This window comes from Lutimaribacter saemankumensis (assembly GCF_900100005.1).
Classification (GTDB): domain Bacteria; phylum Pseudomonadota; class Alphaproteobacteria; order Rhodobacterales; family Rhodobacteraceae; genus Lutimaribacter; species Lutimaribacter saemankumensis.
Genome location: NZ_FNEB01000003.1, coordinates 328,874 through 352,638, shown reverse-complemented (window position 1 = coordinate 352,638; position 23,765 = coordinate 328,874). Strand labels below are relative to the sequence as shown.

General features: G+C 63.3%; 27 protein-coding genes, 1 tRNA gene, 1 pseudogene and 1 riboswitch. Of the genes and pseudogenes, 16 read left to right on the top strand and 13 right to left on the bottom strand.

Features of this window, described 5'->3' with window-relative positions:
* Positions 1-57: 57 nt before the first annotated feature.
* From soxZ to BLT50_RS08960, 5 genes are all read right to left on the bottom strand, one after another.
* Positions 58-387: a thiosulfate oxidation carrier complex protein SoxZ gene (gene soxZ, locus BLT50_RS08980; RefSeq protein ID WP_090028311.1), complete on the bottom strand. Its 330-nt coding sequence runs from the start codon at positions 385-387 to the stop codon at positions 58-60.
* Positions 388-412: 25 nt separating this feature from the next.
* Positions 413-829, bottom strand: coding sequence for a thiosulfate oxidation carrier protein SoxY (gene soxY / locus BLT50_RS08975; RefSeq protein WP_090028310.1), 417 nt, complete (start codon positions 827-829; stop codon positions 413-415).
* Positions 830-863: 34 nt separating this feature from the next.
* Positions 864-1,343 carry a sulfur oxidation c-type cytochrome SoxX gene (gene soxX, locus BLT50_RS08970; protein WP_090028309.1) on the bottom strand — a complete coding sequence of 160 codons (480 nt, stop codon included), beginning with the start codon at positions 1,341-1,343 and terminating at the stop codon, positions 864-866.
* Between the two features lie 120 nt (positions 1,344-1,463).
* The gene (locus BLT50_RS08965) at positions 1,464-2,042 is read right to left on the bottom strand and encodes a thioredoxin family protein (protein WP_090028308.1); all 579 of its coding nucleotides are present in this window, start codon (positions 2,040-2,042) and stop codon (positions 1,464-1,466) included.
* Between the two features lie 21 nt (positions 2,043-2,063).
* A complete protein-coding gene (locus BLT50_RS08960; protein WP_090028307.1) occupies positions 2,064-2,798 on the bottom strand; it encodes a cytochrome c biogenesis CcdA family protein in 735 nt (244 codons plus the stop codon).
* Positions 2,799-2,873: 75 nt separating this feature from the next.
* On the opposite strand from BLT50_RS08960, the gene BLT50_RS08955 reads away from it, so the two are divergent.
* The 3 genes from BLT50_RS08955 to BLT50_RS08945 all read left to right on the top strand — a co-directional run bounded on the left by BLT50_RS08955 (position 2,874) and on the right by BLT50_RS08945 (position 4,767).
* Positions 2,874-3,242, top strand: coding sequence for a thioredoxin domain-containing protein (locus BLT50_RS08955; protein ID WP_090028306.1), 369 nt, complete (start codon positions 2,874-2,876; stop codon positions 3,240-3,242).
* A gap of 136 nt (positions 3,243-3,378) precedes the next feature.
* On the top strand, positions 3,379-3,666 hold the full coding sequence (locus BLT50_RS08950) for an ArsR/SmtB family transcription factor (protein ID WP_090028357.1): 288 nt from the start codon (positions 3,379-3,381) through the stop codon (positions 3,664-3,666).
* Positions 3,667-3,708: 42 nt separating this feature from the next.
* Entirely contained in the window at positions 3,709-4,767 is a 1,059-nt protein-coding gene (locus BLT50_RS08945; protein WP_090028305.1) for a YeeE/YedE family protein, read from the top strand.
* Positions 4,768-4,854: 87 nt separating this feature from the next.
* On the opposite strand, the gene BLT50_RS08940 is transcribed toward BLT50_RS08945, so the two are convergent.
* The 3 genes from BLT50_RS08940 to BLT50_RS08930 form a co-directional block, all read right to left on the bottom strand.
* Positions 4,855-6,090, bottom strand: coding sequence for an acyl-CoA dehydrogenase family protein (locus BLT50_RS08940; protein WP_090028304.1), 1,236 nt, complete (start codon positions 6,088-6,090; stop codon positions 4,855-4,857).
* A 137-nt stretch (positions 6,091-6,227) separates the two neighbouring features.
* A tRNA-Leu gene (locus tag BLT50_RS08935) sits at positions 6,228-6,314 on the bottom strand.
* A gap of 99 nt (positions 6,315-6,413) precedes the next feature.
* Positions 6,414-6,917, bottom strand: a complete 504-nt coding sequence (locus BLT50_RS08930; RefSeq protein WP_090028303.1) for a DUF2306 domain-containing protein — start codon at positions 6,915-6,917, stop codon at positions 6,414-6,416.
* Positions 6,918-7,019: 102 nt separating this feature from the next.
* On the opposite strand from BLT50_RS08930, the gene BLT50_RS08925 reads away from it, so the two are divergent.
* The 6 genes and pseudogenes from BLT50_RS08925 (at position 7,020) to BLT50_RS08900 (ending at position 12,174) form a co-directional block, all read left to right on the top strand.
* Positions 7,020-7,799 (top strand): LytTR family DNA-binding domain-containing protein, encoded by a 780-nt coding sequence (locus BLT50_RS08925; RefSeq protein ID WP_090028302.1) that lies wholly within the window; start codon positions 7,020-7,022, stop codon positions 7,797-7,799.
* The gene (locus BLT50_RS08920; RefSeq protein WP_090028301.1) at positions 7,796-8,443 is read left to right on the top strand and encodes a DsbA family oxidoreductase; all 648 of its coding nucleotides are present in this window, start codon (positions 7,796-7,798) and stop codon (positions 8,441-8,443) included. The genes BLT50_RS08925 and BLT50_RS08920 overlap by 4 nt, the downstream gene beginning before the upstream one ends.
* Positions 8,444-8,470: 27 nt before the next feature.
* A pseudogene (lipB, locus tag BLT50_RS08915) lies at positions 8,471-9,142 on the top strand (lipoyl(octanoyl) transferase LipB); the annotation flags it as partial.
* Between the two features lie 116 nt (positions 9,143-9,258).
* Positions 9,259-9,669, top strand: a complete 411-nt coding sequence (locus BLT50_RS08910; RefSeq protein ID WP_090028299.1) for a c-type cytochrome — start codon at positions 9,259-9,261, stop codon at positions 9,667-9,669.
* A 238-nt stretch (positions 9,670-9,907) separates the two neighbouring features.
* Complete coding sequence (ctaD, locus tag BLT50_RS08905; protein ID WP_090028298.1) at positions 9,908-11,581, top strand: cytochrome c oxidase subunit I; 1,674 nt, start codon at positions 9,908-9,910, stop codon at positions 11,579-11,581.
* A gap of 86 nt (positions 11,582-11,667) precedes the next feature.
* Positions 11,668-12,174, top strand: a complete 507-nt coding sequence (locus BLT50_RS08900) for a DUF2244 domain-containing protein (RefSeq protein ID WP_090028297.1) — start codon at positions 11,668-11,670, stop codon at positions 12,172-12,174.
* Positions 12,175-12,429: 255 nt separating this feature from the next.
* Here BLT50_RS08900 and BLT50_RS08895 read toward each other — a convergent pair whose 3' ends face one another.
* Positions 12,430-12,891, bottom strand: coding sequence for a GatB/YqeY domain-containing protein (locus BLT50_RS08895; protein WP_090028356.1), 462 nt, complete (start codon positions 12,889-12,891; stop codon positions 12,430-12,432).
* Between the two features lie 139 nt (positions 12,892-13,030).
* On the opposite strand from BLT50_RS08895, the gene carA reads away from it, so the two are divergent.
* The gene (gene carA / locus BLT50_RS08890) at positions 13,031-14,188 is read left to right on the top strand and encodes a glutamine-hydrolyzing carbamoyl-phosphate synthase small subunit (protein ID WP_090028296.1); all 1,158 of its coding nucleotides are present in this window, start codon (positions 13,031-13,033) and stop codon (positions 14,186-14,188) included.
* A gap of 89 nt (positions 14,189-14,277) precedes the next feature.
* Positions 14,278-16,209, top strand: a complete 1,932-nt coding sequence (locus tag BLT50_RS08885) for a glycosyltransferase (protein ID WP_245723337.1) — start codon at positions 14,278-14,280, stop codon at positions 16,207-16,209.
* Here the strand turns inward: BLT50_RS08885 and BLT50_RS08880 are convergent.
* Positions 16,147-16,803 (bottom strand): GntR family transcriptional regulator, encoded by a 657-nt coding sequence (locus tag BLT50_RS08880; RefSeq protein WP_090028295.1) that lies wholly within the window; start codon positions 16,801-16,803, stop codon positions 16,147-16,149. The two genes, BLT50_RS08885 and BLT50_RS08880, sit on opposite strands and share 63 nt — an antisense overlap.
* 102 nt (positions 16,804-16,905) lie before the next feature.
* On the opposite strand from BLT50_RS08880, the gene BLT50_RS08875 reads away from it, so the two are divergent.
* From BLT50_RS08875 to BLT50_RS08865, 3 genes are all read left to right on the top strand, one after another.
* Positions 16,906-17,550, top strand: coding sequence for a pyrimidine 5'-nucleotidase (locus tag BLT50_RS08875; RefSeq protein ID WP_090028294.1), 645 nt, complete (start codon positions 16,906-16,908; stop codon positions 17,548-17,550).
* Positions 17,551-17,650: 100 nt separating this feature from the next.
* Positions 17,651-17,866 (top strand): hypothetical protein, encoded by a 216-nt coding sequence (locus BLT50_RS08870; protein ID WP_090028293.1) that lies wholly within the window; start codon positions 17,651-17,653, stop codon positions 17,864-17,866.
* Positions 17,867-17,952: 86 nt separating this feature from the next.
* Entirely contained in the window at positions 17,953-19,155 is a 1,203-nt protein-coding gene (locus tag BLT50_RS08865; RefSeq protein WP_090028292.1) for a UbiH/UbiF family hydroxylase, read from the top strand.
* A gap of 97 nt (positions 19,156-19,252) precedes the next feature.
* Here the strand turns inward: BLT50_RS08865 and BLT50_RS08860 are convergent, their stop codons facing one another.
* From BLT50_RS08860 to BLT50_RS08850, 3 genes are all read right to left on the bottom strand, one after another.
* A complete protein-coding gene (locus BLT50_RS08860; protein ID WP_090028291.1) occupies positions 19,253-20,380 on the bottom strand; it encodes an aminotransferase class V-fold PLP-dependent enzyme in 1,128 nt (375 codons plus the stop codon).
* An 84-nt stretch (positions 20,381-20,464) separates the two neighbouring features.
* Positions 20,465-20,920 carry an Lrp/AsnC family transcriptional regulator gene (locus BLT50_RS08855; protein WP_090028290.1) on the bottom strand — a complete coding sequence of 152 codons (456 nt, stop codon included), beginning with the start codon at positions 20,918-20,920 and terminating at the stop codon, positions 20,465-20,467.
* Positions 20,917-21,372 carry an Lrp/AsnC family transcriptional regulator gene (locus tag BLT50_RS08850; RefSeq protein ID WP_090028289.1) on the bottom strand — a complete coding sequence of 152 codons (456 nt, stop codon included), beginning with the start codon at positions 21,370-21,372 and terminating at the stop codon, positions 20,917-20,919. Before BLT50_RS08850 ends, BLT50_RS08855 begins: the two co-directional genes overlap by 4 nt.
* A gap of 133 nt (positions 21,373-21,505) precedes the next feature.
* Between BLT50_RS08850 and ilvC the strand changes: the two genes are divergently transcribed.
* Both ilvC and BLT50_RS19565 read left to right on the top strand, forming a co-directional pair.
* Positions 21,506-22,528 carry a ketol-acid reductoisomerase gene (gene ilvC / locus BLT50_RS08845; protein ID WP_090028288.1) on the top strand — a complete coding sequence of 341 codons (1,023 nt, stop codon included), beginning with the start codon at positions 21,506-21,508 and terminating at the stop codon, positions 22,526-22,528.
* A gap of 140 nt (positions 22,529-22,668) precedes the next feature.
* A complete protein-coding gene (locus BLT50_RS19565; RefSeq protein ID WP_090028354.1) occupies positions 22,669-23,448 on the top strand; it encodes a LamG domain-containing protein in 780 nt (259 codons plus the stop codon).
* 116 nt (positions 23,449-23,564) lie between these two features.
* A riboswitch (TPP riboswitch) is annotated at positions 23,565-23,659 on the top strand.
* Positions 23,660-23,765: the final 106 nt, after the last annotated feature.

Below are 23,765 nucleotides of genomic sequence, written 5' to 3'. Positions count from 1 at the left end.
TCCCTTTGGCGAAACCTGCCCCTGCATCGCGCAGGGACAGGTCACCTGTTATTGTTATTAGCCGACCTGGACCGTTTTCACGTCTTCGTAGACCGAGCCGTCATCGTCGTACCAGGTGAACTTGAGGTCACCGGATTCGGGAATCTTGGCTTCGAACTCGAAATACGGGTTGGTCGAGATTGCCGGCTCCATCTTCACGTCGATCACGGACGTGCCGTTGAACTCGCAGGTGAAGCGGTTGATGATCGAACGCGGGATGACCGAGCCATCCTTGTTCTTGCGCTGACCCGATTCCATCTTGTGGCTGATCAGGGTCTTGATCGTGACGACCTCACCGGCCGAAGCACTTTTCGGGGCCTTCACGCGGGGCTTTGCACCGTCTGCCATTGTCTTGTCTCCTTGGATATCCCGATCAGCCGCCGCAGCCGCCGATGGTCACTTTGACGTTCTTGGTGGCTTTCGCGAACGAACCGTCTGCCATCTTGGCGATTGCGACGACGTCCTGCGTGCCGGCCAGGCGAATACGGGTCGAGGCCATCGTGCTGCCTGCCAGTTCACCATAGTTGAAGGTTGCGACGCCGGGGGTCGGGTTGCCCATCGCCAGCAGCATGATAGCGGTTGCCCCTTCTGCGGAAACGCCGATCGGAACGGTGTTACCGTTTTCGGCGATTTCGGGTGCGTCCAGGTTCACGCCACCTTCGGCGACTTCCGCGCCACCGGTAAAGGCGGCGATGGCGTCCTCACCGGCTGCGTTCACGCGGAACGGCAGGACGGTCAGAGCAACAGCACCGGCACCCAGGGCCAGCGTATCGCGACGTGTAAAGTCCATTTCTCTACTCCTCAGTTAGATCTGTTGCGTCCCGTCACTCTTTCAGAGTGCTCAGGAACGCGACAACGTCCTCGATCTGCTGCGCGGTCAGCAGCGGACCAAATGAATCGTCTGCGGCCTTGCCGGTGTAGGCATTGCCCGGACGGATGTAACCATCGACATTCGCCCTGTAATAGGACGGCATGACCGTGCCGTCGTATGTTTTCTTGGCGTTCACGACGATGCCGCGCAGTTCGGCCTCGTTCCAGCGATCGCCCACGCCATCCAGGCTCGGACCGACATTGCCATGGAACGGCGCATATTCCAGCGCTGTGACCTGGTGGCACGCAACGCAGTTGCCAAGGCTGCGGGTCGTCATGACCTTTTCACCTTCGGCAGCATTGCCCGGCTGACCCGTCAGCGATTCCGCGACGGCTCCGTATTCGTCCATTTTGACATCGCCGGGTGCGACGACATCGGCGGCTGCGGCGCCTGCGATTAGCGATGCCGCCAGTGTCAGTGTTGCAAACTTCATGATTCCTCCCATGGCTTCAGCTCTTGTGACCGAGTTGGCTCGGTATACCGTAGTTTACCGAGCCACCTCTTTGCAACATCAAATTCACGATTATGAATTATTGATTTTCAACAATCGCGATCAATCGTTGCCCTTCTCTTGGCGTTCTTGAATTTTTCTTGCGTGATACCGCTGGAAATCTTCCCCGTTATCAAGCTCGTACCGCTTCTCGTTCACCCAGACGAACATGTCATAGGTGGTCTGGGCTCCGAAAGCTCCGGGCATGATCGCAACAGCCGAATCCTTGACCGACGCATCCTCGTCCACCTCTTCGGGCAGGAAAATCACCGTGGGCGTGAAAAGAATCCCCCATTTGCGGGCAGCGTCCTTTTCGCTCATCGCCTCACCATCGGTGTCGACCATCTCGGTGTCGCCATGCAGGTTGATCTGCACGACAAAGAAATTCTCGCTGATGTAGGACGAGATTTCTTCACGCGGATAAATCTCTTCGTGCATCTTCTTGCAGTAGATGCAGCCGCGCTGCTCGACCATGAGAACAAGGCGTTTGCCTTCGGCATTCGCCTCGGCCAGATCTTCCTGCAAGTCCTTGAACGTATCGCGCATCCACGGCTCCTTGTGGAGCCCGTCATCTCCGATCGGCGCGGCCATGACCGGCAGCGCGAACAGCAGGGCCCAAAGACCCAGAATCAGTTTCTTCATGCCATCCTCCCAATGATGCCATCACCCGATTCGCGAGAACACGGGGAATGTTTCGATCATCCAGTTTGCGATTTCGTTGATCGTGCCCGTCGCGATCAGAATCGCGAATGCGATCATCATAACGCCCAGCACCTTTTCGACGTAGGGCTGGTATTTCCGATTGCGCTGAATCCAGCCCAGGAAAGGCCGCGCGAACAGGGCTGCGACAACGAAAGGCGCGGTCATACCGATACCGAACAGCGCCAGCAGCAGCCCCCCGCGCCAGATCTCGCCCATGCCGCTCGCGATCATCAGGATGGTCGCGAGAACCGGGCCGACGCAGGCGCTCCAACCGAACCCGAAGGCAAGCCCCATGACGTAGGCGCCAACGACCGAGCTTGGGTCCATCTCGGACTCCATGCGCGCCTCGCGATAGAGGATGCCGATCCTGATCACCCCCAGGAAATGCAACCCGAACACGAAGATCAGCGCCGCAGCCGCATATCGGAGAACGTCGAACCAGTCGCGGAACACCTGCCCCAGCGCGGTCGCGCCCATCCCCATCAGCATGAAGATGCTTGTCACGCCGAGGGCAAAGAACACCGCAGACACGAATAGCCGGCGCTGCGCTCCAGGCGCGATTTCACCCTCGCCGCGCAGTTCCGACATCGAAAGACCCGCCATGTAGCTCAGGTAGAAGGGGACCATGGGCAGTATGCAGGGAGTGAAGAATGCGATAAGGCCAGCCAGTGCCGCGCCCGCGAATGTAACGTCCATGTGGGATACGGTCCCTTGTGAAATTCACATATTCAGATTAAGTTGTGTATACAATCGTAGTCAATCGGATGTTTCATGGGCGCGATCAAATCCTTCATTTTGTACCTGGCCTTCGGTCTGGCCGCGGCCCCTGCCCTTGCGGTCGAACTGATCATGGTCGAACGCGACGGCTGCAGTTACTGCATCGCATGGAAGGAACAGGTCGGCCCCGCCTATCCGAACACAGCGATGGGGCAGTTCGCCCCGCTGCGCATGATCGACATTTCCGACGCCCCGCCCGAGGGGATCGAATTCGCGTCGCGCGTCCTCTTTACGCCGACATTCGTCCTGGTTGAAGACGGCCAGGAGCTTGGCCGCATCGAAGGTCATCCGGGCGAAGACTTCTTTTGGGGGTTGCTCCACAGGCTGCTGAAGGACAAGACAGAATACGACGGGCCCGGCTGATTGCCCGCGGCCGCCGCTTGCGTGGCCGGAACCGCCGCCAAAGAACGTAAGCCGCCGGAAATACGAGCAGAGCGGCCATCGGAGGGATAGTGACGTGACGTTGCCGGTATTCGACAAGGGCATCTCGGAGGACGAGATGGAACGCATGGTCGAGAACGCCACCACGGCGTCGAACTTCCTCAAGGCGGTCAGTCACGAAGGCAGGTTGATGATCCTGTGCCACCTCGTCTCGGGCGAAAAATCAGTCACCGAACTCGAAGAACTCCTCTCCGCCCGGCAAGCCGCGGTCAGCCAGCAATTGTCGCGGCTGCGCCTCGAAGGGCTGGTCATCCCACGGCGCGAAGGCAAGGCGATCTATTACCGATTGGCAGATGATCGGCCGAAACGTATACTTGAGATGGTCTACGATCTCTTCTGCGAATGATGCGGGACCATCATTCGCAAGGAACGGGCCGGGAGGACGCAAATGTTTGACTGGATCACGGACGAGGCGCTTGTCGCCCTGATCGGCATGGGCGGCGGCATCCTGCTTGGGCTGGCTGCGCGGCTGGGCCGCTTCTGCACCATGGGTGCCATCGAAGACATGCTTTACGGCGGCTCCGACCTGCGGATGCGCATGTGGATACTGGCGATCGGCGTATCGGTTCTGGGCACGTTCGGATTGGCCGCCGCGGGGCTTTTGGAACTGGAAACCTCCTATTATCTGTCGATCCGCTGGATGCCCGTCGCGGCAATCCTGGGCGGGTTGATGTTCGGTTATGGCATGGCGCTTGCAGGCAATTGCGGCTTCGGCTCCATCGCCCGCGCCGGGGGCGGCGATTTCCGCGCCTTCGTGATCGTCGTGATCATGGGTGTATCCGCCTACCTGGTGCTGTCGGGGCCGCTTGCCATCTTGCGCGACTGGGTGTTTCCGCAAGAGGCGGTGGTCAACGACATGCCGCCAGGCCTTGCGCATCTGCTGCATGACTGGACCGGCCTGTCGGTTCCAATGATCGGCCTGGCGATCGGCGCGGCGATTACCGTGGGCGCGCTGGCCTCGCGCAGCATGCTGGACAGCCCGCAATCGGTTTTCTGGTCGGTTGTCGTGGGCGTCGCCGTGGTCACCGGCTGGGCCGGCAGTTACTGGGTCGCGGCCAGCAGCTTTACCCCGATGCCGGTTGTCTCGCACAGCTTTTCCGCCCCTGTCGGCGAAACGCTTCTTTATGCGATGACGGGGTCGGCACGCGCGCCGTCCTTCGCCGTCGGCTCGGTGGCCGGTGTGGCCATTGGCGCGTTCATCGGTTCTCTGATCAAGGGACATTTTCGCTGGGAAGCCTGCGAAGACCCGCGCGAACTGCGCCGGCAACTGGCTGGCGCGGCGCTGATGGGTACCGGCGCGGTGATCGCACTTGGCTGCACCATCGGCCAGGGCATATCGGCGTTTTCGATGCTGGCCTTTTCGGCGCCTGTCGTTTTCCTTTCGATCATCGCCGGGGCCGCGCTTGGCCTGCGGCAACTGATCGAAGGGTTCCAGCCGGCAGAATAAGGCATACCGGTCTGCCCCGCCCCGAATGGGCGGGCACGAAAAAAGGGGCCGCGCAGGCCCCTTTTTGTTTTGTCGCTGCCGTGCGGCTCAGACCTTCATCTGGGTGTATTTCTTCAACTCGGCCCGCGCGATCTGGCGGCGATGCACGGCGTCCGGCCCATCGGCCAGGCGCAGCGTGCGCACCTGCGTCCACTTGTGGGCCAGCGGCGTATCCTGGCTGATGCCCTGGCCGCCATGCAACTGCACCGCCTCGTCGATCACCTTCAGGGCCATGCGGGGCGCCACGGTCTTGATCATCGAAATCCAGGGCGCGGCCGCGCGCGCATCGCCCTGGTCCATGTACCAGGCCGCTTTCAGACACAGCAGACGCGCCTGTTCGATCTCCATCCGGCATTCCGCGATGATGTCGAAATTCGCACCCAGCTGCGCCAGCGGTTTGCCGAAGGCCTCGCGCTCGAGCGAGCGTTTGCACATCAGCTCAAGCGCCGATTCCGCCTGCCCGATGGCGCGCATGCAGTGATGGATGCGGCCCGGCCCAAGCCGGCCCTGGCTGATCTCGAACCCGCGCCCCTCGCCCAGCAGCAGGTTTTCCGCCGGCACGCGCACGTCGGTGAACCGCATGTGCATGTGGCCGTGCGGCGCGTCGTCATGGCCGTAGACCTCCATCGCGCGCAGCTTTTCGATACCGGGCGTATCGGCAGGCACCACGATCATCGAATGACGCTGATGCTTGGGCGCGTCGTCGTCGCCGGTCTTGACCATCACGATATAGACCTTGCAGCGCGGGTCGCCCGCCCCCGAAGCCCACCATTTTTCGCCGTTCAGGACATAGTCGTCGCCGTCACGCACGCAGGACATGGAAATGTTGGTCGCGTCCGAGCTGGCGACATTCGGCTCGGTCATCAGGTAGGCCGAGCGGATCTTGCCTTCGAGAAGCGGCTCCAGCCATTGCTTCTTCATCTTGTCGGTGCCGTAGCGTTCGAACACTTCCATGTTGCCGGTGTCCGGCGCCGAGCAGTTGAACACTTCGGCCCCCAGCGGCGTGCGCCCCATTTCTTCGGCGAAATAGGCGTATTCGACCGTGCTCAGCCCAAAGCCGCGTTCGCTGTCGGTCAGCCAGAAATTCCACAGCCCCTGCGACTTCGCCTTGGCTTTCAGGCTTTCCAGTATCTCGGTCTGGCGCTCGGTGAACTGCCAGCGATCGCCCTTGGCGACCTCTTCCTCGTATTCCTCGGCCAGCGGCGCGACCTCGTTGCGGATCATCTCCGCCACCCGCGCCAGCAGCTTGCGATTCTCTTCGCGCATGCCGAAATTCATGTCCATCGATCCGCTCCTCCTCAGACCCGTTCCAATCTGCGAAATATCATTTCGCAGTCATATCAGCACGTCAGCGCGGGGATGAAAAGAACCAAGCCGCGCGACGGGGCGTCACACGGCTTTTCACGGGAAAATCGGGTAAATGGTGCGGTCGAGAAGACTCGAACTTCCACTCCGGTTAAGGAACAGCGACCTCAACGCTGCGCGTCTACCAATTCCGCCACGACCGCACTGCCATTGGCTTGGTGACGGGGCGTATAGACCAGCCATCCGACGATGTGAAGGGGCAAAAAACCGCGCGAGGCGCGATTTTCCACCCTGCCCCGCCATCACGCCCGCCGCAACAACTGCCGCAGGTCGCCGGGGCGCGACCAGGCCCAGGCCAGGCCGCCGATCAGCATCGTCGCGAACGCCGTCCAAAATCCCACCCAGGGCGCCTGGGGAAACACTATCGCATTCATGATACGGCCCGGCAGCAAGGTGAAAAGCCCCGGGATTCCCATGCCTAATACGTAGAGCGACATCATCGTGCGCTTGTGATCCGCAATCCTGCCGGCACGCACCTGGCGCAGACCCTCCCAAAGCGCGACTAGCGTGATGATCGAAAGAATGTGGATGGGGCTGAACGGGCCGACCAAGCGGATCGTGTAGATGAAAAACGAACTCAGCGCCGTGACGGCCATGGCGACGATCCATGCCCGACCGGCAAGCCGGTGCACCCGATCCCGGCTGCGCCGCAGCAAGGCGACCGGCCCGAGAGTCAGCGCCAAGAGGGCGGCGATGATGTGCAGTTGGATTGCGAAAGGGGCGTTCAGGAACGGTGCCAGTGTCATATCGGTTTCCCTTAATTTGAATAGGTCGAAAGCAACTGCTTCGGCTTCTCAAATGCCCGGGAATGTTGCAAAACCCTCTGGGCCGGAAAACGGAGGCGCTGCGTGAAATACGGCAAACTGCAACTCGCGCTTCGTGAAACACGAGAGTTCCTGAGCCGCTGGCAGGTTCTGGCCGGCATCGTTGCCGTTATCGCGATTCTGGCAATCTCGGGACCATTTGGAACGGGCGAGGCGCTGCCCGCCCCGGCCCGGCTGGTGTACTGGGCTTCCGTGGCGGTGCTGACGTTTTCAGCCGGTGTGCTGGTCAACAGGTTGGTCGTGGCCCTGGCATTGCCCGGCGTGGCCTCGGCGCTGCTGGCGACGATCGCAGCAGGGCTTGTTGCCACCGCAATCGTCGTTGCGCTGAATGCTGTGACGTTTTCCGACGAAATCGCGGATCAGACCGTCGGCTGGACGGTCATTGCCCGCATCATGATGGTCGCCGTTCTGGTCGCCGCTGCTTTGCACTACTGGACGGCCCATCGGCAACCAGAGCCCGAGCGACCGGCGCCGCCGGTGCTGCTGGATCGTCTGCCCCTGGAAAAACGCGGCCCGCTGGTTTCACTTTCGGTGCAGGATCACTACGTCGAAGTGGTGACGGCGCGTGGCCGCGAGCTTGTTCTGATGCGGCTGGGCGATGCGATCCGCGAAACGACCGGCATTGCCGGGCTTCAGGTGCACCGCTCGCACTGGGTGGCCCTGGACCAGGTGGAAAGCGCGCGCCGCGAAGGCGAACGGGCCGTCTTGCGGATGAAATCAGGGGATGACATCCCGGTCAGCCGCACCTACGTCCCCGCGATCCGCGAAGCGGGTCTGTTGCCCAGAGGGAAGGACAGAAAATGACGGCCAATCAGATCCGTGTCGATATCGTGTCGGACGTGATGTGCCCCTGGTGCATCATCGGTTTCAAAGAGCTCGAGGCCGCGGCCCAGAAAACCGGTGTGGCGCTTGGATTGCGCTGGCATCCGTTCGAACTGAACCCGGACATGCCGGTCGAGGGTCAGGATCTGACCGAGCACATCACCGGAAAATATGGCATCACCCGCGCGCAAAGTGCGCAAAACCGCGCGGTCCTGCAGGAGCGCGGGCGCGCGCTCGGGATCGACTTCGCATTCGGGCCGGATGCCCGCATGCGCAATTCGTTTCGAGCGCACCAACTGGTGGATTGGGCCGAAACCCAGGGCGCGCAGCACCGCATGAAACTGGCGCTCTTCGCGGCGCATTTCAGTGCCGGGCTCGATGTGAACGATATCGGTGTCCTGGCGGAACTGGCCGAAACCATCGGGCTGGACCGCGCGGCGGCGCAAACGGCGCTGGAAACCGGCGCCCATGCCGAACCCGTGCGCCGCAAGCAGGCGTTCTGGCAGCAGCAGGGCGTGACGGGGGTGCCGGCCATGGTGTTCGGGCAGCGCTATCTCTACACCGGGGCGCAGGGCGTCGAAGGCTATGCCCAAATCCTGTCGCAGTTGTCCGAGCCGACCGCCTGAGCCGCCTTCACAACCCGCACGCAACGGGCTAAAGCGCAGACCATGGTGGAATGGATCATCTCTGACGGGCTGACCGATTACGACACGGCCTGCCGCGCAATGGAAGAGCGCGCCGCCGCGATCGCCGAGGGCCGCGCGGACGAAGCGATCTGGCTGCTCGAACATCCCCCGCTTTACACCGCCGGCACCAGCGCCAAGCCGCAGGATCTTGTCGATCCCGACCGGTTTCCCGTCTATCCCACGAAACGCGGCGGGCAATATACGTATCACGGCCCCGGACAGCGCGTGGTCTACGTGATGCTGAATGTCGGCCAGCGTGGCCATGACGTCCGCCGCTTCGTTCAGCAGCTCGAAGAATGGGTCATCGCCACCCTGGCCGAATTCAACGTGACGGGCGAGATCCGCGAAGGCCGTGTCGGCGTCTGGGTCGCGCGGCCGGACAAGCCCCTGACCGCCAGCGGCGCCGTGGCCGAGGACAAGATCGCCGCAATCGGCATCCGCCTGCGCAAATGGGTCAGCTTTCACGGCATTTCGATCAACGTCGATCCCGACCTCGGGCACTTCGGCGGGATTGTGCCCTGCGGCATCACCGAACACGGTGTGACCAGCCTTGTCGATCTGGGCCTGCCGGTGACGATGGCCGATCTCGACGTGGCGCTGCGCCGCGCGTTCACGCAAGTGTTCCAGAACGGGGCTTGACGCTCCCTGCCCTGCGGCGCAACAAAAGGTGCGCGGAAAAATCACATTGCAGCGCGGGAATGCCTGCGTATCCCTGCGTGCCAGACGCGCGCACCAACCACTGGAGACAAGACCAGATGAACAAGTTTCTGACAGCCGCAGCCCTCGTGGCGATTGCCGCACCTGCCTTTGCCGACGGCGATGCCGCCAAGGGCGAAAACGAATTCAAGAAATGCAAGGCCTGCCACATGATCGTGGCGGATGACGGCACCGAAATCGTCAAGGGCGGCCGCACCGGCCCGAACCTGTACGGCGTCGTGGGCCGCGTCGCCGGTTCGGTCGAGGACTTCCGCTATGGCAAGGGTCTCGAAGATGCGGCGGCTGCCGGTTTTGTCTGGACGCCCGAGGCGATCGCCGAATACGTCGTCGATCCCAAGGCATGGCTTGGCGGTCAGGGCTTCGAGGCGCAGTCCAAGATGACCTTCAAATTGCGCAAGGGTGGCGAGGACGTCGCTGCCTACCTGGCATCGCTGACCGGCGAAAGCTGATCCGCCGCCACATCTTTTTCGGAAAGCCGCGCAGGGCTGCCTGTGCGGCTTTTTTCTTTTCCAATCAATGTATTAAACCGAATTTTTCAGTCGTATGCCGTTGTATGGGGTGCGACAATATTTATTGATCCAGATCAAACTACGCCATTGCCGCCCACGCCACGCCATTCTAAAAAGCGAATGGATAGCCAGGCGCGGGGATTCCTGCGCCTTCAAGGGACACAACAGGAGGCAGCCAATGGCAGACGCAGCCATTCACGGCCACGACCATGAAGATCAGCGCGGTTTCTTCACCCGCTGGTTCATGTCGACCAACCACAAGGATATCGGGATCCTGTACCTGATCACGTCGGCAGTCGTCGGCCTGATCTCGGTGCTTTTCACCGTTTACATGCGACTGGAGCTCATGGAGCCCGGCGTGCAGTATATGTGCCTCGAAGGCGCACGTTTCACCGCGGCCGCCGCGGGCGAATGTACCCCCAACGGCCATCTCTGGAACGTGATGATCACCTATCACGGCGTCCTGATGATGTTCTTCGTGGTCATTCCCGCGCTGTTCGGCGGCTTCGGCAACTACTTCATGCCGCTGCAGATCGGCGCGCCGGACATGGCGTTCCCGCGGATGAACAACCTGTCGTTCTGGCTCTATGTGGCTGGCACGTCGCTGGGCGTGGCGTCGCTGCTGGCGCCGGGCGGCAATGACCAGCTCGGGTCCGGCGTGGGCTGGGTGCTGTATCCGCCGCTTTCCGTCAACGAAGGCGGGATGTCGATGGACCTCGCGATCTTCGCGGTGCACGTTTCGGGCGCGTCGTCGATCCTGGGTGCGATCAACATGATCACCACCTTCCTGAATATGCGCGCCCCCGGCATGACGCTGTTCAAGGTGCCGCTGTTCTCGTGGTCGATCTTCGTCACATCGTGGCTGATCCTGCTGTCGCTGCCGGTTCTGGCGGGCGCGATCACCATGCTGCTGACCGACCGCAACTTCGGGACGACCTTCTTCGACCCGGCCGGTGGCGGGGACCCGATCCTGTACCAGCACATCCTGTGGTTCTTTGGCCACCCCGAGGTGTACATCATCATCCTTCCGGGCTTCGGCATCATCAGCCACGTGATCTCGACCTTCTCGCGCAAGCCGATCTTCGGCTACCTGCCGATGGTCTGGGCGATCATCGCGATCGGTTTCCTCGGCTTCGTCGTGTGGGCGCACCACATGTACACCGTGGGCATGTCGCTGACCCAGCAGAGCTATTTCATGCTGGCCACGATGGTGATCGCGGTTCCCACGGGCGTGAAGGTGTTCAGCTGGATCGCAACGATGTGGGGCGGCTCGATCGAGTTCAAGACGCCGATGCTCTGGGCGTTCGGCTTCCTGTTCCTGTTCACCGTCGGCGGTGTGACCGGCGTGGTGCTCAGCCAGGCAGGCGTCGACCGCGCCTATCACGACACCTACTACGTGGTGGCACACTTCCACTACGTGATGAGCCTGGGTGCCGTGTTCGCGATCTTCGCGGGGATCTATTTCTACTTCCCCAAGATGACCGGCCGCATGTACCCGGAATGGGCAGGCAAGCTGCACTTCTGGGCGATGTTCATCGGTGCGAACCTGACCTTCTTCCCGCAGCACTTCCTGGGCCGCCAGGGCATGCCGCGCCGCTACATCGACTACCCCGAGGCCTTCGCGGTCTGGAACTACTGGTCGTCGATCGGTGCGTTCATCTCCTTCGCGTCCTTCGTGTTCTTCTTCGGCGTGATCTTCTACTCGCTCTATCGCGGTGCCCGCGTGACCGAGGCGAACCCGTGGAACGAATACGCGGACACGCTGGAATGGACCCTGCCCAGCCCGCCGCCCGAACACACGTTCGAGCAACTGCCCAAGCAGGAAGACTGGGACAAGAGCCACGCCCACTGAGGGCCACGCTCTGAACCGAACGGATCGGGGCCCGGACTGTGTGTCCGGGCCCTTTCCATTCAACGGACAGCTCTTTTCGGATCACCATGCCTTACCGCTGGACAGAGACATCCCAAACCGAAAGACGGCTGGAACTCTGGCCGCACCGGTCGCTGCCGCGCCGCGGTTTTGCCGCGTTCATCCTGGCGACCTTCACCCTGATCACGATCCCGCTCTACCCTCTGCTGGGGACGTTCGTGCTGTGGGGTTTGCTGCCTTTCCTTCTGATCGCGGTGGCGGGCCTTTGGTGGGCGTTGGAACGCAGCTATCGCGACGGCGAGATACTCGAAGTTCTGACACTCGATCCGGGGCACATCCATCTCAGCCGCACGGCCAGGCGCGCAAAGCCGCTTGAATGGGAGGCCAACAGCTATTGGGCGCGCGCCGAGATGCACCAGACAGGCGGGCCCGTGCCGTATTACGTCACGCTCAAGGGCAACGGCCGGACCGTCGAAATCGGCGCCTTCCTGTCCGAGGACGAACGCCGCGCGCTTTACGGCGAACTTGCCAACGCACTGACCGAGGTGCGCGCCCACACCCATCCCCAGGGCTGACCCAGCTCGGACGGGCGCGCGCCTCCCCTTCATCTTGCCAAAAATACTCTCGCCGAAGGCATCCCACCCCCGCCACCGGCGCCACATCCGACATGGACCCCGACCCGCAGCACGGGGCCCAGCCCGAGGCAGAGGCCGCAGGCCGGCGCCGAGACAGGCCCGCGCGCCGCAGGCGCACATCCAGATCACCGCCCGCAACGAAAAACCCCGCCGCGGCGCTGCCGGGCGGGGCCTGTCTCACTCAATTACTGCGGATCAGGCGCTCAGCCGGTCCTTGACCATCGGGCCAACGGATCCAAAATCCATCTGGCCGGTATATTTCGACTTGAGAACGCCCATCACCTTGCCCATGTCGCGGATCGAATCCGCGCCGATTTCGGCGATGGCGCCGTCGATGGCCTTGGCCACCTCCTTGTCGCTCAACTGCCGGGGCAGGAATTCCTCGATCACCCCGATCTCGGCGCGCTCACGCTCGGCCAGGTCAAGCCGCCCGCCCTCTTCATAGGCGCGCGCGCTTTCCTGGCGCTGCTTGGCCATCTTGCCAAGGATCGCCAGAACCTCGGCGTCGCCCACACCGCCTTCTTCGCCGGTGCCGCGCGATGCAATGTCACGATCCTTGATCGCGGCGTTGATCAGCCGCAAGGTCGACAGCCGTTCAGCTTGCTTGTCTTTCATTGCCTGCTTGAGCGCTGCGGCAATCCTGTCTCGCATATCCATATCGGATCCCATCCCCTCGGGTTCTCCTGAGCGATGTTAGATAGGGGCAAATCACCGCGCTGACAACCACGCTTGGGCCTTGACCCCCGCAGGTCACGGGCATAGGTATCCGCCAATTTGGCCGCCCGGAGGATTCCCCATGTCGCAGACATCCCGACCCACCGCCTGCCTTGCGCTTGCAGATGGCACGCTGTTTTACGGGCGCGGTTTCGGGGCCACCGGACAGGCCCAGGCCGAGTTGTGCTTCAACACCGCGATGACAGGCTACCAGGAGATCATGACCGACCCGTCCTATGCCGGGCAGATCGTGACCTTCACCTTCCCGCATGTCGGCAATGTCGGCGTGAACCCCGACGATGACGAAACCGCCGATCCGGTCGCCGCCGGCATGGTGGTCAAGTGGGATCCGACCGAACCCAGCAACTGGCGCGCGGCAGAACCGCTGTCGGACTGGCTGGCACGGCGCGGGCGCATCGCCATCGGCGGTGTCGACACACGCCGCCTGACCCGAGCGATCCGCCAGCAGGGTGCGCCGCATGTGGCGCTGGAACACAATCCCGACGGCAAGTTCGATGTCGAGGCGCTGGTGGCGCGTGCCCGCGCGTTTTCCGGCCTCGAAGGTCTGGATCTGGCCAAGGACGTGACCTGCGCCCAATCCTACCGCTGGAACGAAATGCGTTGGGCCTGGCCAGAAGGCTATGCCCCGCAGACCGAGCCGAAATTCAAGGTTGTCGCCGTCGACTACGGCGCCAAGCGCAATATCCTGCGCTGCCTGGCCTCCGCCGGATGCGACGTGACCGTGCTGCCCGCGACCGCAACGGCCGACGATGTGCTGGCCCATGAACCGGACGGGGTGTTCCTGTCGAACGGCCCGGGCGATCCCGCCGCGACCGGCGAATACGCCGTGCCGATGATCCGCCACGTGCTGGACAAGACCGATCTGCCGGTTTTCGGCATCTGCCTTGGCCACCAGATGCTGGCCCTGGCATTGGGCGCGCGCACGATCAAGATGAACCACGGGCACCATGGGGCGAACCACCCGGTGAAGGATCTGGAAACCGGCAAGGTGGAAATCACCTCGATGAACCACGGGTTTGCCGTCGACAGCCAGACCCTGCCCGAGGGCGTCAAGGAAACCCATGTGTCGCTGTTCGACGGGTCGAACTGCGGCTTGCGCATGGCCGACCGCCCGGTCTTTTCGGTGCAATACCACCCCGAGGCCAGCCCCGGCCCGCAGGACAGCTTCTACCTGTTCGAGCGCTTTGCCGACTCCATGGCCGCCCGCAAGGCGGGCTGACCACCCGCGCGGTTTCGGTTGGAAACCGCGCGCCTTAACCCGCCATTAACCGGGTTTGCCACACCCTGACCGCAAGGGAAGGAGTGGCGATGGCAAATCCTCTTTCAGATCCGGGGCAATGCCCCGCTCCCCGGCGCCTGCGCGCCCGCAGCCTGGCCGATCACTTGCGCGGGGCCGGCATTGTTCCGTCAACCGTGCTGCTGCGCGCCCAAAGCGCGCTGCGCAGGCAGGATGCCACCTTGTCGGAGTGGCTGACAGGCAGCGGCGCGGTTCCCGCACGAACGATGGCCGCCGCGCAGGCCGATTTCCTGGGTGTGCCGCTGTTCGATCGCGAAAACCACCGCCCCGACGCCGAGGCCCTGGCGGCGCTTGGTCCGGCCACATGCCTGCGCGACGCGCTGCTGCCGGCGCATATGGCGAATGGCCGACCCTGCCTTGTCGTCGCCCGGCCCGAGCGTCTGGATGCCGCAAGGGCGCGTTTGCCCGCCCCCTGGGATGGGGCGCCGATCTGCATCGGGACCGAGGCCGAGGTTCAAACGCTGATCGCGGAAACGTCACGGCGCGCGCTGACGGATTTGGCAGCCGCCCGCGTGCCGGAAAGCGAAAGTTGCCGAAGCTGGGGCAAGGCGCCTGCGCGGCGGATCGGGCTGACCCTGGTGGCTCTCGCCTTCCTGGTGGCGGTTTCCGCGGTCTTTCCCGTGCAGGTGTTTGCGGCGCTCGTCTTGTGGGCCAGCTTTACCCTTGTCGTGGCGGCGCTGCACAAGACGGCAGCGGTGCTGGCATTTCTGCGCGCATCGCGCAGCACCATGGAACCGCCTGCCGAACCGCAGGGAAAGTTGCCGCGCGTTTCGGTGCTGGTGCCGCTTTTCCGCGAACGCGATGTCGCGACCGTTCTGGTCGAACGTCTGGCACGGCTGACCTATCCCAAGGCGTTGCTGGATGTTGTTCTGGTGCTGGAAGAAACCGATGACCTGACAAAAGAGGCGTTGGAGAATGCGACCCTGCCTGTCTGGATGCGGGTCGTCGTGGTGCCGGACGGCCACCCCCGCACGAAACCGCGGGCCATGAATCATGCGCTGGATTTCTGCCGTGGCGATATCATCGGGATCTGGGACGCCGAGGATGCCCCTGCCCCCGATCAGGTCGACCGCATCGCGGCGCGCTTCATGACCGCGCCCGACGACGTCGTGTGCCTGCAAGGTGTGCTGGATTACTACAACCCGCGCCAGACCTGGCTGGCGCGCTGTTTCACCATCGAATACGCGACGTGGTTCCGCGTGATGATGCCCGGCATGGCGCGGCTGGGCTTTGCCATCCCCCTGGGCGGGACCACGCTATTCTTTCGGCGCGATGCGCTGGAACGGTTGGGCGGCTGGGACGCTCATAACGTGACCGAGGATGCCGATCTGGGGTTCCGCCTTGCGCGGCACGGCTATCGCACCGAGATGATCGACACCACCACCGGCGAAGAGGCGAATTGCCGCCTCTGGCCCTGGGTGCGGCAAAGATCACGCTGGCTCAAGGGCTACATGGTCACCTGGATGGTGCATATGCGCCGCCCCGTCCTGCTGTGGCGGCAAATGGGCCCGTGGAAATTCCTGGGGATGCAGACCCATTTCATCACCGCGCTGTCGCAATTCCTGCTGGCGCCGCTGTTGTGGTCTTTCTGGCTGATCCCGCTGGGTCTGTGGCATCCCTTGCAGGCGTTCCTTCCGTCCGAGGTTCTGTGGACGATGGGCAAGCTGTTTCTTGCGGTCGAGGGCCTGACGCTATGTGCGGCGCTGATCGCGGTGCGGGGACGCGACCACCGGCATCTGATCCCATGGGTGCCGGCGATGCATGTCTATTTTCCGCTGGGCTGCATCGCCGCCTACAAGGCGCTTTGGGAGTTGGTGGCCGCTCCGTTCTACTGGGACAAGACCGCCCATGGCGTGTCGCTGCCGCTGCGGCGTCGCGGGCTACTCCTCGATGCGCTTGATCGCCCCGGAGTCGAGCTTGAGCCGGGTCACAAAAGCCTTTGAAATATGGTCCTTGAGGGTCTGGTAGGCGGTTTTTTCGTCGCGGTTGGCGATGGCGTCGACGATGGCGTTATGTTCGGCAATCGTGTCCTGCCCGCGCCCTTCGGCCGCGATCGACGTGGTCGCCATCAGCGCCATCGAGCGGTGCACGAGATCGAGTTGCTGCACAAGGTAGCGGTTGTGGCTGGCAAGGTGGATCTGCTTGTGAAAGCGGCGGTTCGCGCGGCTGAGCGCCTTGGGCTTGTCGACCAGCGCGCGGTCTTCGTCGACCATGTCGCGCAGAACCCGGATTTCTTCCTCGGTGGCGTGACGCGCGGCCAACCGTGCGGCCAGCCCTTCGAGTTCGGCGCGCACGACGTAAAGCTCGCTCAGTTGGTTGTGATCCAGCGACGCCACGATCAACGAGCGGCCGTCGCGCGTCAGCAGCGACTGGGTTTCAAGCCGCTGCAGCGCCTCGCGGATGGGTGTACGCGACACACCGAACCGGTCGGCAAGTTCGCTTTCCACCAGCCGGTCGCCGGGCCGGTATATCCCGCTGTCGATCGCCTCGAGTATCAGCGTGTAGGCGTCCTTTTGCACGGATTTCAAATCGGTCATTCGCGTTTCCCCTTGTCGGACGCGCAAGCCTAGCCTTGTCAGGCCCGAACGATCAAGCCACCCCGCCTTGTGCGCGGCGCAGGGCCGCAGTAGCCTGCGCCCATGCCACGCGAAAAATTCGTTCATGTCGATCACTGGGTCTTTGACCTCGACAACACGCTTTATCCGCCCCAGGCGCGCCTGTTCGACCAGATCGAGGTGCGCATGACGCAATTCGTGATGGATCAATTGGGGGTGGATCACGCCGAGGCAAATCACCTGCGCCGGCACTACTGGGCCACCTACGGCACAACGCTGGCCGGGCTGATGCGCGAACACGGGATCGATCCGGGCCCCTACCTTGTCGAGGTGCATGACATTTCGATGGATCATCTTGTGCCCGACCCAGAGCTTGCGGCCGCCATCGCGAACCTGCCGGGGCGGCGGATCGTCTATACCAACGGCAGCGCGCCCTATGCCGAACGGGTGCTGGCCGCGCGCGGGCTGACGGGGCTTTTCGACGCGATCTATGGCGTGGAACATGCCGGGTTCCGGCCAAAACCCGAGCGGCAGGCATTCGAGACGATTTTCGCCCAGGACAGGCTGCCCCCGGAGCGCGCCGCGATGTTCGAGGACGATCCCCGAAACCTGGCCGCGCCTCATGAACTGGGCATGCGCACGGTGCATGTGGCCCCCGAGCGCCACACCGCGGACCACATTCATCACCATACCGACGACCTTGCGTCTTTCCTGTCAGCACTGGTCTGAAATCCAGAGGGGCGCAGTGTCGCACTGCGGCAATCCGCGCCTTCCATTCGCATTCGTGAATGTTAGCTAATCGGTCGTGTTTCAACTCGAAAGGACGACCATGACCCTCGCAGATACCCAGACCAGCCACGCCCCTGCCGCCAAATCCGCGACGGATGAAAACGTGCTGGCCCGCAAGATTCTGCTGACCGTGCTCATGGCCGTGATCGCCTGGGGCCTTGCGATTGCCAAGTGGGGCGTGCCCGGTCTTTACATCCCCGCGCTGGCCATGGTGCCGGTGATGTACGTGATCCTGATCCTGATCAGCCGCGGCTGACGCACCACATGGCAGACGGGACAGGATGCCGCTTGGAAACCTGTCCCGTCCCGGCCTAGATTGCCCCTGACAGGAGGCATCAGGCCATGACCCATCAGACAGTCGATATTCTGGTATCCGGCGGCGGCGTCGCCGGGCTGACCGCGGCGGCCGTGTTCGGCAGCGCGGGGTTTTCGGTGATCTGCGTCGATCCCGCACCGCCCGTCACCGAGCGCGATGCCGAGGGCAGCGATTTGCGCACGACGGCCTTTCTGCAGCCCGCGCAGGCGCTGCTGGATCGCGCCGGCCTGTGGGAGCGGCTCGCCCCGCATGCCGCCGACCTGCAGATCATGCGCATCGTCGATGCCGGCGGCCCGGAACCAGCCGCTCGGCTGACCAAGGATTTCAACGCCTCGGACATTTCCGACCGGCCCTTTGGGTGGAACCTGCCGAACTGGCTGCTCAGGCGCGAAATGGTGGCGCGGCTGCACGAATTGCCGAATGTCGAATTCCGTGCCGGAACTGGCACCCAGACAGTATTCACCCGCGAGGCCGAGGCGCGCGTGGGCCTGACCGATGGCAGCCAGGTCCGCTGCAAGCTGGTGATCGCGGCGGACGGGCGTAACAGCCCCGTGCGCGAGGCGGTCGGCGTGCCGGTGAAAACCATCCGCTACGGACAAAAGGCACTGGCCTTTGCCGTCACCCATCCGATCCCGCATGACAACATCTCGACCGAGATACACCGCTCGGGCGGGCCGTTCACGCTGGTGCCCCTGCCCGATTACGAAGGCAAGCCCAGTTCCGCCATCGTGTGGATGGAGGAAGGCCCCAAGGCGATGCGCCTGTCGCGCCTGGATGTGCCCGATTTCGAAGCGGCGATGAACGAACGCTCCTGCATGCTCTATGGCCCCCTGACGCTGGCATCACGGCGCACGGTGTGGCCGATCATCAGCCAGATCGCCGAACGGATGTATGCCGAACGCGTGGCGCTGGTGGCCGAGGCCGCGCATGTGGTGCCGCCGATCGGGGCGCAGGGCCTGAACATGAGCCTGGGGGACATGCGCGTGCTGCTGGAACTGGCCGAGGCCGCGCCCGACCGGCTGGGCGACCGGACAATGCTCGAGACCTATCACCGCCGCCGCCATCTCGAGGTGCAGGCACGGGTCACCGGCATCGACGTTCTGAACCGTGCCTCGATGGTATCCGCGCAGCCGCTGCGCGACCTGCGGATGATGGGGCTGAACGCGATCTATTCGTTGCCCGCGGTGCGGCGCACGATGATGCAGATGGGGCTTGGCGCGCGCGGCTGATCGGCCGCGCGGGCGTGCGCCTGCGCACACGCGCAGGGGGCGTTGCCCCCTCGGCCTGCGGCCTCACCCCCGAGTATTTCCGGCAAGATGAAGGGGATCAGAGAACCTGATCCACCACCTTTTTCAGCCGGTCCAGCGCGGCGGGCACGTCATAGAGCTTGTCCAGCCCGAAAAGCCCCAGCCGGAAGGTCATGAAACCTTCGGGTTCGTCGCATTGCAGCGGCACGCCGGCGGCGATCTGCATGCCCAATGCGGCGAACTTTTTGCCGTTCTGGATTTCGGGGTCGCTGGTATAGCTGACGACCACGCCCGGCGCACCGAAACCGTCGGCCGCCACCGATTGCACACCCTTTTCCCTGAGCATCGCGCGCACGCCGTTGCCCAGATCCCACTGGGCCTGGCGCAGCTTTTCGAACCCGTAGTCGCGGGTTTCCAGCATCGTGTCGCGGAAGGCGCGCAGCGCATCGGTGGGCATCGTCGCGTGATAGGCATGGCCGCCGTTTTCGTAGGCTTCCATGATCGCGCGCCATTTTTTGAGGTCGATGGCGAAACTGTCTGACGTGGTTTCGGCCAGCCGTGCCAGCGCGCGGTCGGACATCATCACCAGACCCGCAGACGGCGAGGCAGACCAGCCCTTTTGCGGGGCCGAGATCAGCACGTCGACGCCCGTGGCCTTCATGTCGACCCAGGCGCAGCCGCTGGCGATGCAATCCAGGACCATCAGCGCACCCACGTCATGCGCGGCCTGCGCAAGCCGGGTGATATAGTCGTCGGGCAGGATCAGGCCCGCGCTGGTTTCGACATGCGGGGCGAAGACGACGTCGGGCTGTGCCTCGCGGATCGCGGCCGTCACCTCGTCGATGGGCGCGGGTGCAAAGGGCGCCTGCGCGCCGTTGCCGGTCTGGCGGGCCTTGAACACGGTGGTTTCGCGGGTGAACTGGCCCGCGTCGAAAATCTGGCTCCAGCGGAACGAGAACCAGCCGTTGCGCACGATCAGGGCGTGGGCGTCATGGCCGAACTGGCGGGCCACGGCCTCCATCGCGAAGGTGCCACCGCCGGGCACGAGCGCGACGCCATCGGCGTTGTAGACCTCTTTCAGCATACCCGAGATGTCGCGCATCACCTGCTGAAAGCTGGCGGACATGTGGTTCAGCGACCGGTCGGTGAAGACGACCGAGTATTCCAGCAGGCCATCGGGATCAACGGTATCGAGCAAGGCGGTCATGGGGTCTCCTCCGGGTCAGATCGCGCGGTTTCCATCTGGTATCGCGCGGAATGGCGAATGGCAAAGCCTATCATCGCATACCGATCATACCGGGCCGGGGCGGCGTTCCTCGGACAAGAGGACATTGGCCTCGACATTGCCGACGCCCGGCAGGGTCATGATGCGGCGTCGCAGGACGCGTTCGAAATCGGCGATGTCGCGGGCGACGACTCGCAGGCGGTAGTCGTACATCCCCAGCACATGTTCGACGGTCTGCACCTCGGGGATGGCGGTCACGGCGCGTTCGAAATCCTCGAGGCTGACGCGGCCCTTGGTCACCAGCTTGATCCCGAGGAACACCGTCACGCCGAACCCCACCGCCGCATGATCGAGATCGAGGCGCGGCGCGCGGAAAACACCCGCCTCGCGCAGGCGCTTGAGCCGCCGCCACGTGGCCGGTTGCGACAGGCCGAGGCGGCGTCCAAGCGCGCCCGCCGACTTCCCTGCATCTTCGAGCAGGGCGCGGATCAGCGCGCGGTCGGTATCGTCGAGGTCGATCACAGCGGCAGCGCCTCGTCGCTTTTCAACAGCGCGACATGCATCAGCGCCTCGATATCGGCGATATGCGGCAGGGTCAGGATACGGTCGCGGTAAAGCTGCTGGTAATGCGCCAGGTCGCGCGCGATGACCGACAGCCGGGCATCGACCACACCGAGGAATGTCTGGATTTCGATCACCTCGGGCACCTCGCGGGCGGCGGCCATGAATTCGTCGAAGGCGCGCGGCTGGGTCTTGTCGAGCGTGACACGCAGGCTGACCTCGACCTCATATCCCAACGCGGCCCAGTTGACCTGCCCCCGCACCGCGCGCAGCACGCCGGCCGCGCGCATCCGGTCAAGCCGGCGGGTCAGCGTCGACGGCGTGACGCCCGCGCGCGCGGCCAGATCGGCCGCGGCCAGGTCGGGCGCGGCCTGGAACTGGCGCAGGATACGGCGGTCGGCATCGTCAAGCATGGATTTCCCGCATTTTCCATTTTCCGCGAATTAACTTACCGCTGATTTGCAGAAATTCATGAAGAACGCAAACACTATCACCCGGTTTTGCCTAAAGTGCCCGTCAAACGAACCGCAAGAAAGAGGAAAGATCATGCGCGTTTATTACGACCGCGATTGCGACATCAACCTGATCAAGGACAAGAAAGTGGCGATCCTGGGCTATGGCAGCCAGGGCCACGCCCATGCGCTGAACCTGCGCGACAGCGGCGCCAAGAACCTTGTCGTCGCTCTGCGCGAAGGCAGCGCATCGGCCAAGAAGGCCGAAGCCGAAGGTCTGCAGGTGATGGGCATCGCCGAAGCGGCCGCATGGTGCGACCTGATCATGTTCACCATGCCCGATGAACTGCAGGCCGAAACCTACAAGAAATACGTCCACGACAACCTGCGCGAAGGCGCGGCCATCGCGTTCGCCCACGGCCTGAACGTGCATTTCGGCCTGATCGAGCCCAAGCCCGGCGTCGACGTGATCATGATGGCGCCCAAGGGCCCCGGCCACACCGTGCGCGGCGAATACACCAAGGGCGGCGGCGTGCCCTGCCTTGTGGCCGTCAACAACGACGCCACCGGCAAGGCGCTGGAAATCGGCCTGTCCTATTGCTCGGCCATCGGCGGCGGGCGTTCGGGCATCATCGAAACCAACTTCAAGGAAGAGTGCGAAACCGACCTCTTCGGCGAACAGGCGGTTCTGTGCGGCGGCCTGGTCGAGCTGATCCGCATGGGCTTTGAAACGCTGGTCGAGGCCGGCTATGCGCCCGAGATGGCCTATTTCGAGTGCCTGCACGAAGTGAAGCTGATCGTCGACCTGATCTATGAAGGCGGCATTGCCAACATGAACTACTCGATCTCGAACACGGCCGAGTATGGCGAGTATGTCAGCGGCCCGCGGGTTCTGCCCTATGAGCGGACCAAGAAAGAGATGAAGGCCATCCTGCACGACATCCAGACCGGCAAGTTCGTGCGCGACTTCATGCAGGAAAACGCGGTCGGTCAGCCGTTCTTCAAGGGCACCCGCCGCATGAACGACGCCCACCAGATCGAGGAAGTGGGCGAAAAGCTGCGCGCCATGATGCCCTGGATCTCGGCCGGCAAGATGGTCGACAAGGCAAAGAACTGATCCGTTTGTCCTTTTGGACCGGTCAACAAGGGGCGCCCATCACGGGCGCCCTTTTTCATTGGCCCCAAGGGTTGTTGCGCTTGACCTTGGCGCACGTTTAGGGACAGTGTTGAACAATAACGATTATCGGAGTTACTGGTATGAAACGAATTTCGCTGACCTTGGCATTCATCGCGGCCACGGTATCGCCGGCACTGGCAGCCCCTATCAGTCCGCTTGCCATCTATACATTCGAAAACGGCTTGGTGACCGACGACTCGGGCAACGGCAACACCGGCACGGACCTGGGTGGTGTCAGCCTGTTGGCTGGCGCGGGGCATGATGGCGGCACAGCGGCGCAGTTTTCAGCACTTGCAGGCCGCACGGGCATCGACACCGGGATCGACATCAATCGCGGCGTCCTGGCCGAAATGACGATGGGCGCATGGGTGAACCTGACCAGCCTGACGGGCATACCCAAGGTGCTGTCGCATGACGATTTCGGCTATGACCGTTCGCTGGGCGTCGATTATCGTGGCGATGATCCGGGTGTCGGGTTCGCGGCCTTCACGGGATCGTATGTCGCGGATGCACCGGGCACGGCGACCACAGGATCGTGGGTGCACCTGGCCGTCGTCTATAGCGGAGCGTCCAGCGCGCTTTATCTGAACGGGTCGGCCGCAGCCAGTTTCACCGACTTAAGCGCGGCCAACGATTCCGTCTTCAACCTGCATATCGGCACGAATCCCGGCTTCAACGAGGACTGGATTGGCCTTGTCGACGACGTGTTCGTCTATGGCCGTGCTCTCAGCGCGTCGGATATCGGCGACATTTATGCCAACGGGTTCGGCGCGGCGCCTATACCGCTGCCCGCCGGGCTGCCGCTGTTGCTGGCCGGGCTGGGCGGGCTGGCTCTGGTGCGGCGCAAGAAACGCTGCTGACTGCGGTCCCGCCAGCACCCTGTCAATGAACGGGCACCCCGAAACGGGTGCCCGTTTTTCGTTGCGCGACCAGCCGGCAGGGATTGACGCCGCCCCCGCTTTGCCCGACCGTACGGTCAGTGCAACAGGGGCGTCCGCATCCGCGGGCTGAGAAGCACCCTTGGAACCTGAACCGGATCATGCCGGCGTAGGAAGTTGCGATTGGTCCCGCTGACAGGTGCGGGCCGGTCCCTCTCTCCGCGCGGCGGAGGGGCGATATGGCAACCTTCGACCAGCGTTATCAGTCACGCTTTTCCCGCGCGCGGCGCGGGGCCTTT

Coding starts and splice junctions, on each gene's coding strand:
- soxZ (WP_090028311.1), bottom strand. CDS start 387: ATGGCAGACGGTGCAAAGCCCCGCGTGAAGGCCCCGAAAAGTGCTTCG.
- soxY (WP_090028310.1), bottom strand. CDS start 829: ATGGACTTTACACGTCGCGATACGCTGGCCCTGGGTGCCGGTGCTGTT.
- soxX (WP_090028309.1), bottom strand. CDS start 1,343: ATGAAGTTTGCAACACTGACACTGGCGGCATCGCTAATCGCAGGCGCC.
- BLT50_RS08965 (WP_090028308.1), bottom strand. CDS start 2,042: ATGAAGAAACTGATTCTGGGTCTTTGGGCCCTGCTGTTCGCGCTGCCG.
- BLT50_RS08960 (WP_090028307.1), bottom strand. CDS start 2,798: ATGGACGTTACATTCGCGGGCGCGGCACTGGCTGGCCTTATCGCATTC.
- BLT50_RS08955 (WP_090028306.1), top strand. CDS start 2,874: ATGGGCGCGATCAAATCCTTCATTTTGTACCTGGCCTTCGGTCTGGCC.
- BLT50_RS08950 (WP_090028357.1), top strand. CDS start 3,379: ATGGAACGCATGGTCGAGAACGCCACCACGGCGTCGAACTTCCTCAAG.
- BLT50_RS08945 (WP_090028305.1), top strand. CDS start 3,709: ATGTTTGACTGGATCACGGACGAGGCGCTTGTCGCCCTGATCGGCATG.
- BLT50_RS08940 (WP_090028304.1), bottom strand. CDS start 6,090: ATGGACATGAATTTCGGCATGCGCGAAGAGAATCGCAAGCTGCTGGCG.
- BLT50_RS08930 (WP_090028303.1), bottom strand. CDS start 6,917: ATGACACTGGCACCGTTCCTGAACGCCCCTTTCGCAATCCAACTGCAC.
- BLT50_RS08920 (WP_090028301.1), top strand. CDS start 7,796: ATGACGGCCAATCAGATCCGTGTCGATATCGTGTCGGACGTGATGTGC.
- BLT50_RS08910 (WP_090028299.1), top strand. CDS start 9,259: ATGAACAAGTTTCTGACAGCCGCAGCCCTCGTGGCGATTGCCGCACCT.
- ctaD (WP_090028298.1), top strand. CDS start 9,908: ATGGCAGACGCAGCCATTCACGGCCACGACCATGAAGATCAGCGCGGT.
- BLT50_RS08900 (WP_090028297.1), top strand. CDS start 11,668: ATGCCTTACCGCTGGACAGAGACATCCCAAACCGAAAGACGGCTGGAA.
- BLT50_RS08895 (WP_090028356.1), bottom strand. CDS start 12,891: ATGGATATGCGAGACAGGATTGCCGCAGCGCTCAAGCAGGCAATGAAA.
- carA (WP_090028296.1), top strand. CDS start 13,031: ATGTCGCAGACATCCCGACCCACCGCCTGCCTTGCGCTTGCAGATGGC.
- BLT50_RS08885 (WP_245723337.1), top strand. CDS start 14,278: ATGGCAAATCCTCTTTCAGATCCGGGGCAATGCCCCGCTCCCCGGCGC.
- BLT50_RS08880 (WP_090028295.1), bottom strand. CDS start 16,803: ATGACCGATTTGAAATCCGTGCAAAAGGACGCCTACACGCTGATACTC.
- BLT50_RS08875 (WP_090028294.1), top strand. CDS start 16,906: ATGCCACGCGAAAAATTCGTTCATGTCGATCACTGGGTCTTTGACCTC.
- BLT50_RS08870 (WP_090028293.1), top strand. CDS start 17,651: ATGACCCTCGCAGATACCCAGACCAGCCACGCCCCTGCCGCCAAATCC.
- BLT50_RS08865 (WP_090028292.1), top strand. CDS start 17,953: ATGACCCATCAGACAGTCGATATTCTGGTATCCGGCGGCGGCGTCGCC.
- BLT50_RS08860 (WP_090028291.1), bottom strand. CDS start 20,380: ATGACCGCCTTGCTCGATACCGTTGATCCCGATGGCCTGCTGGAATAC.
- BLT50_RS08850 (WP_090028289.1), bottom strand. CDS start 21,372: ATGCTTGACGATGCCGACCGCCGTATCCTGCGCCAGTTCCAGGCCGCG.
- ilvC (WP_090028288.1), top strand. CDS start 21,506: ATGCGCGTTTATTACGACCGCGATTGCGACATCAACCTGATCAAGGAC.
- BLT50_RS19565 (WP_090028354.1), top strand. CDS start 22,669: ATGAAACGAATTTCGCTGACCTTGGCATTCATCGCGGCCACGGTATCG.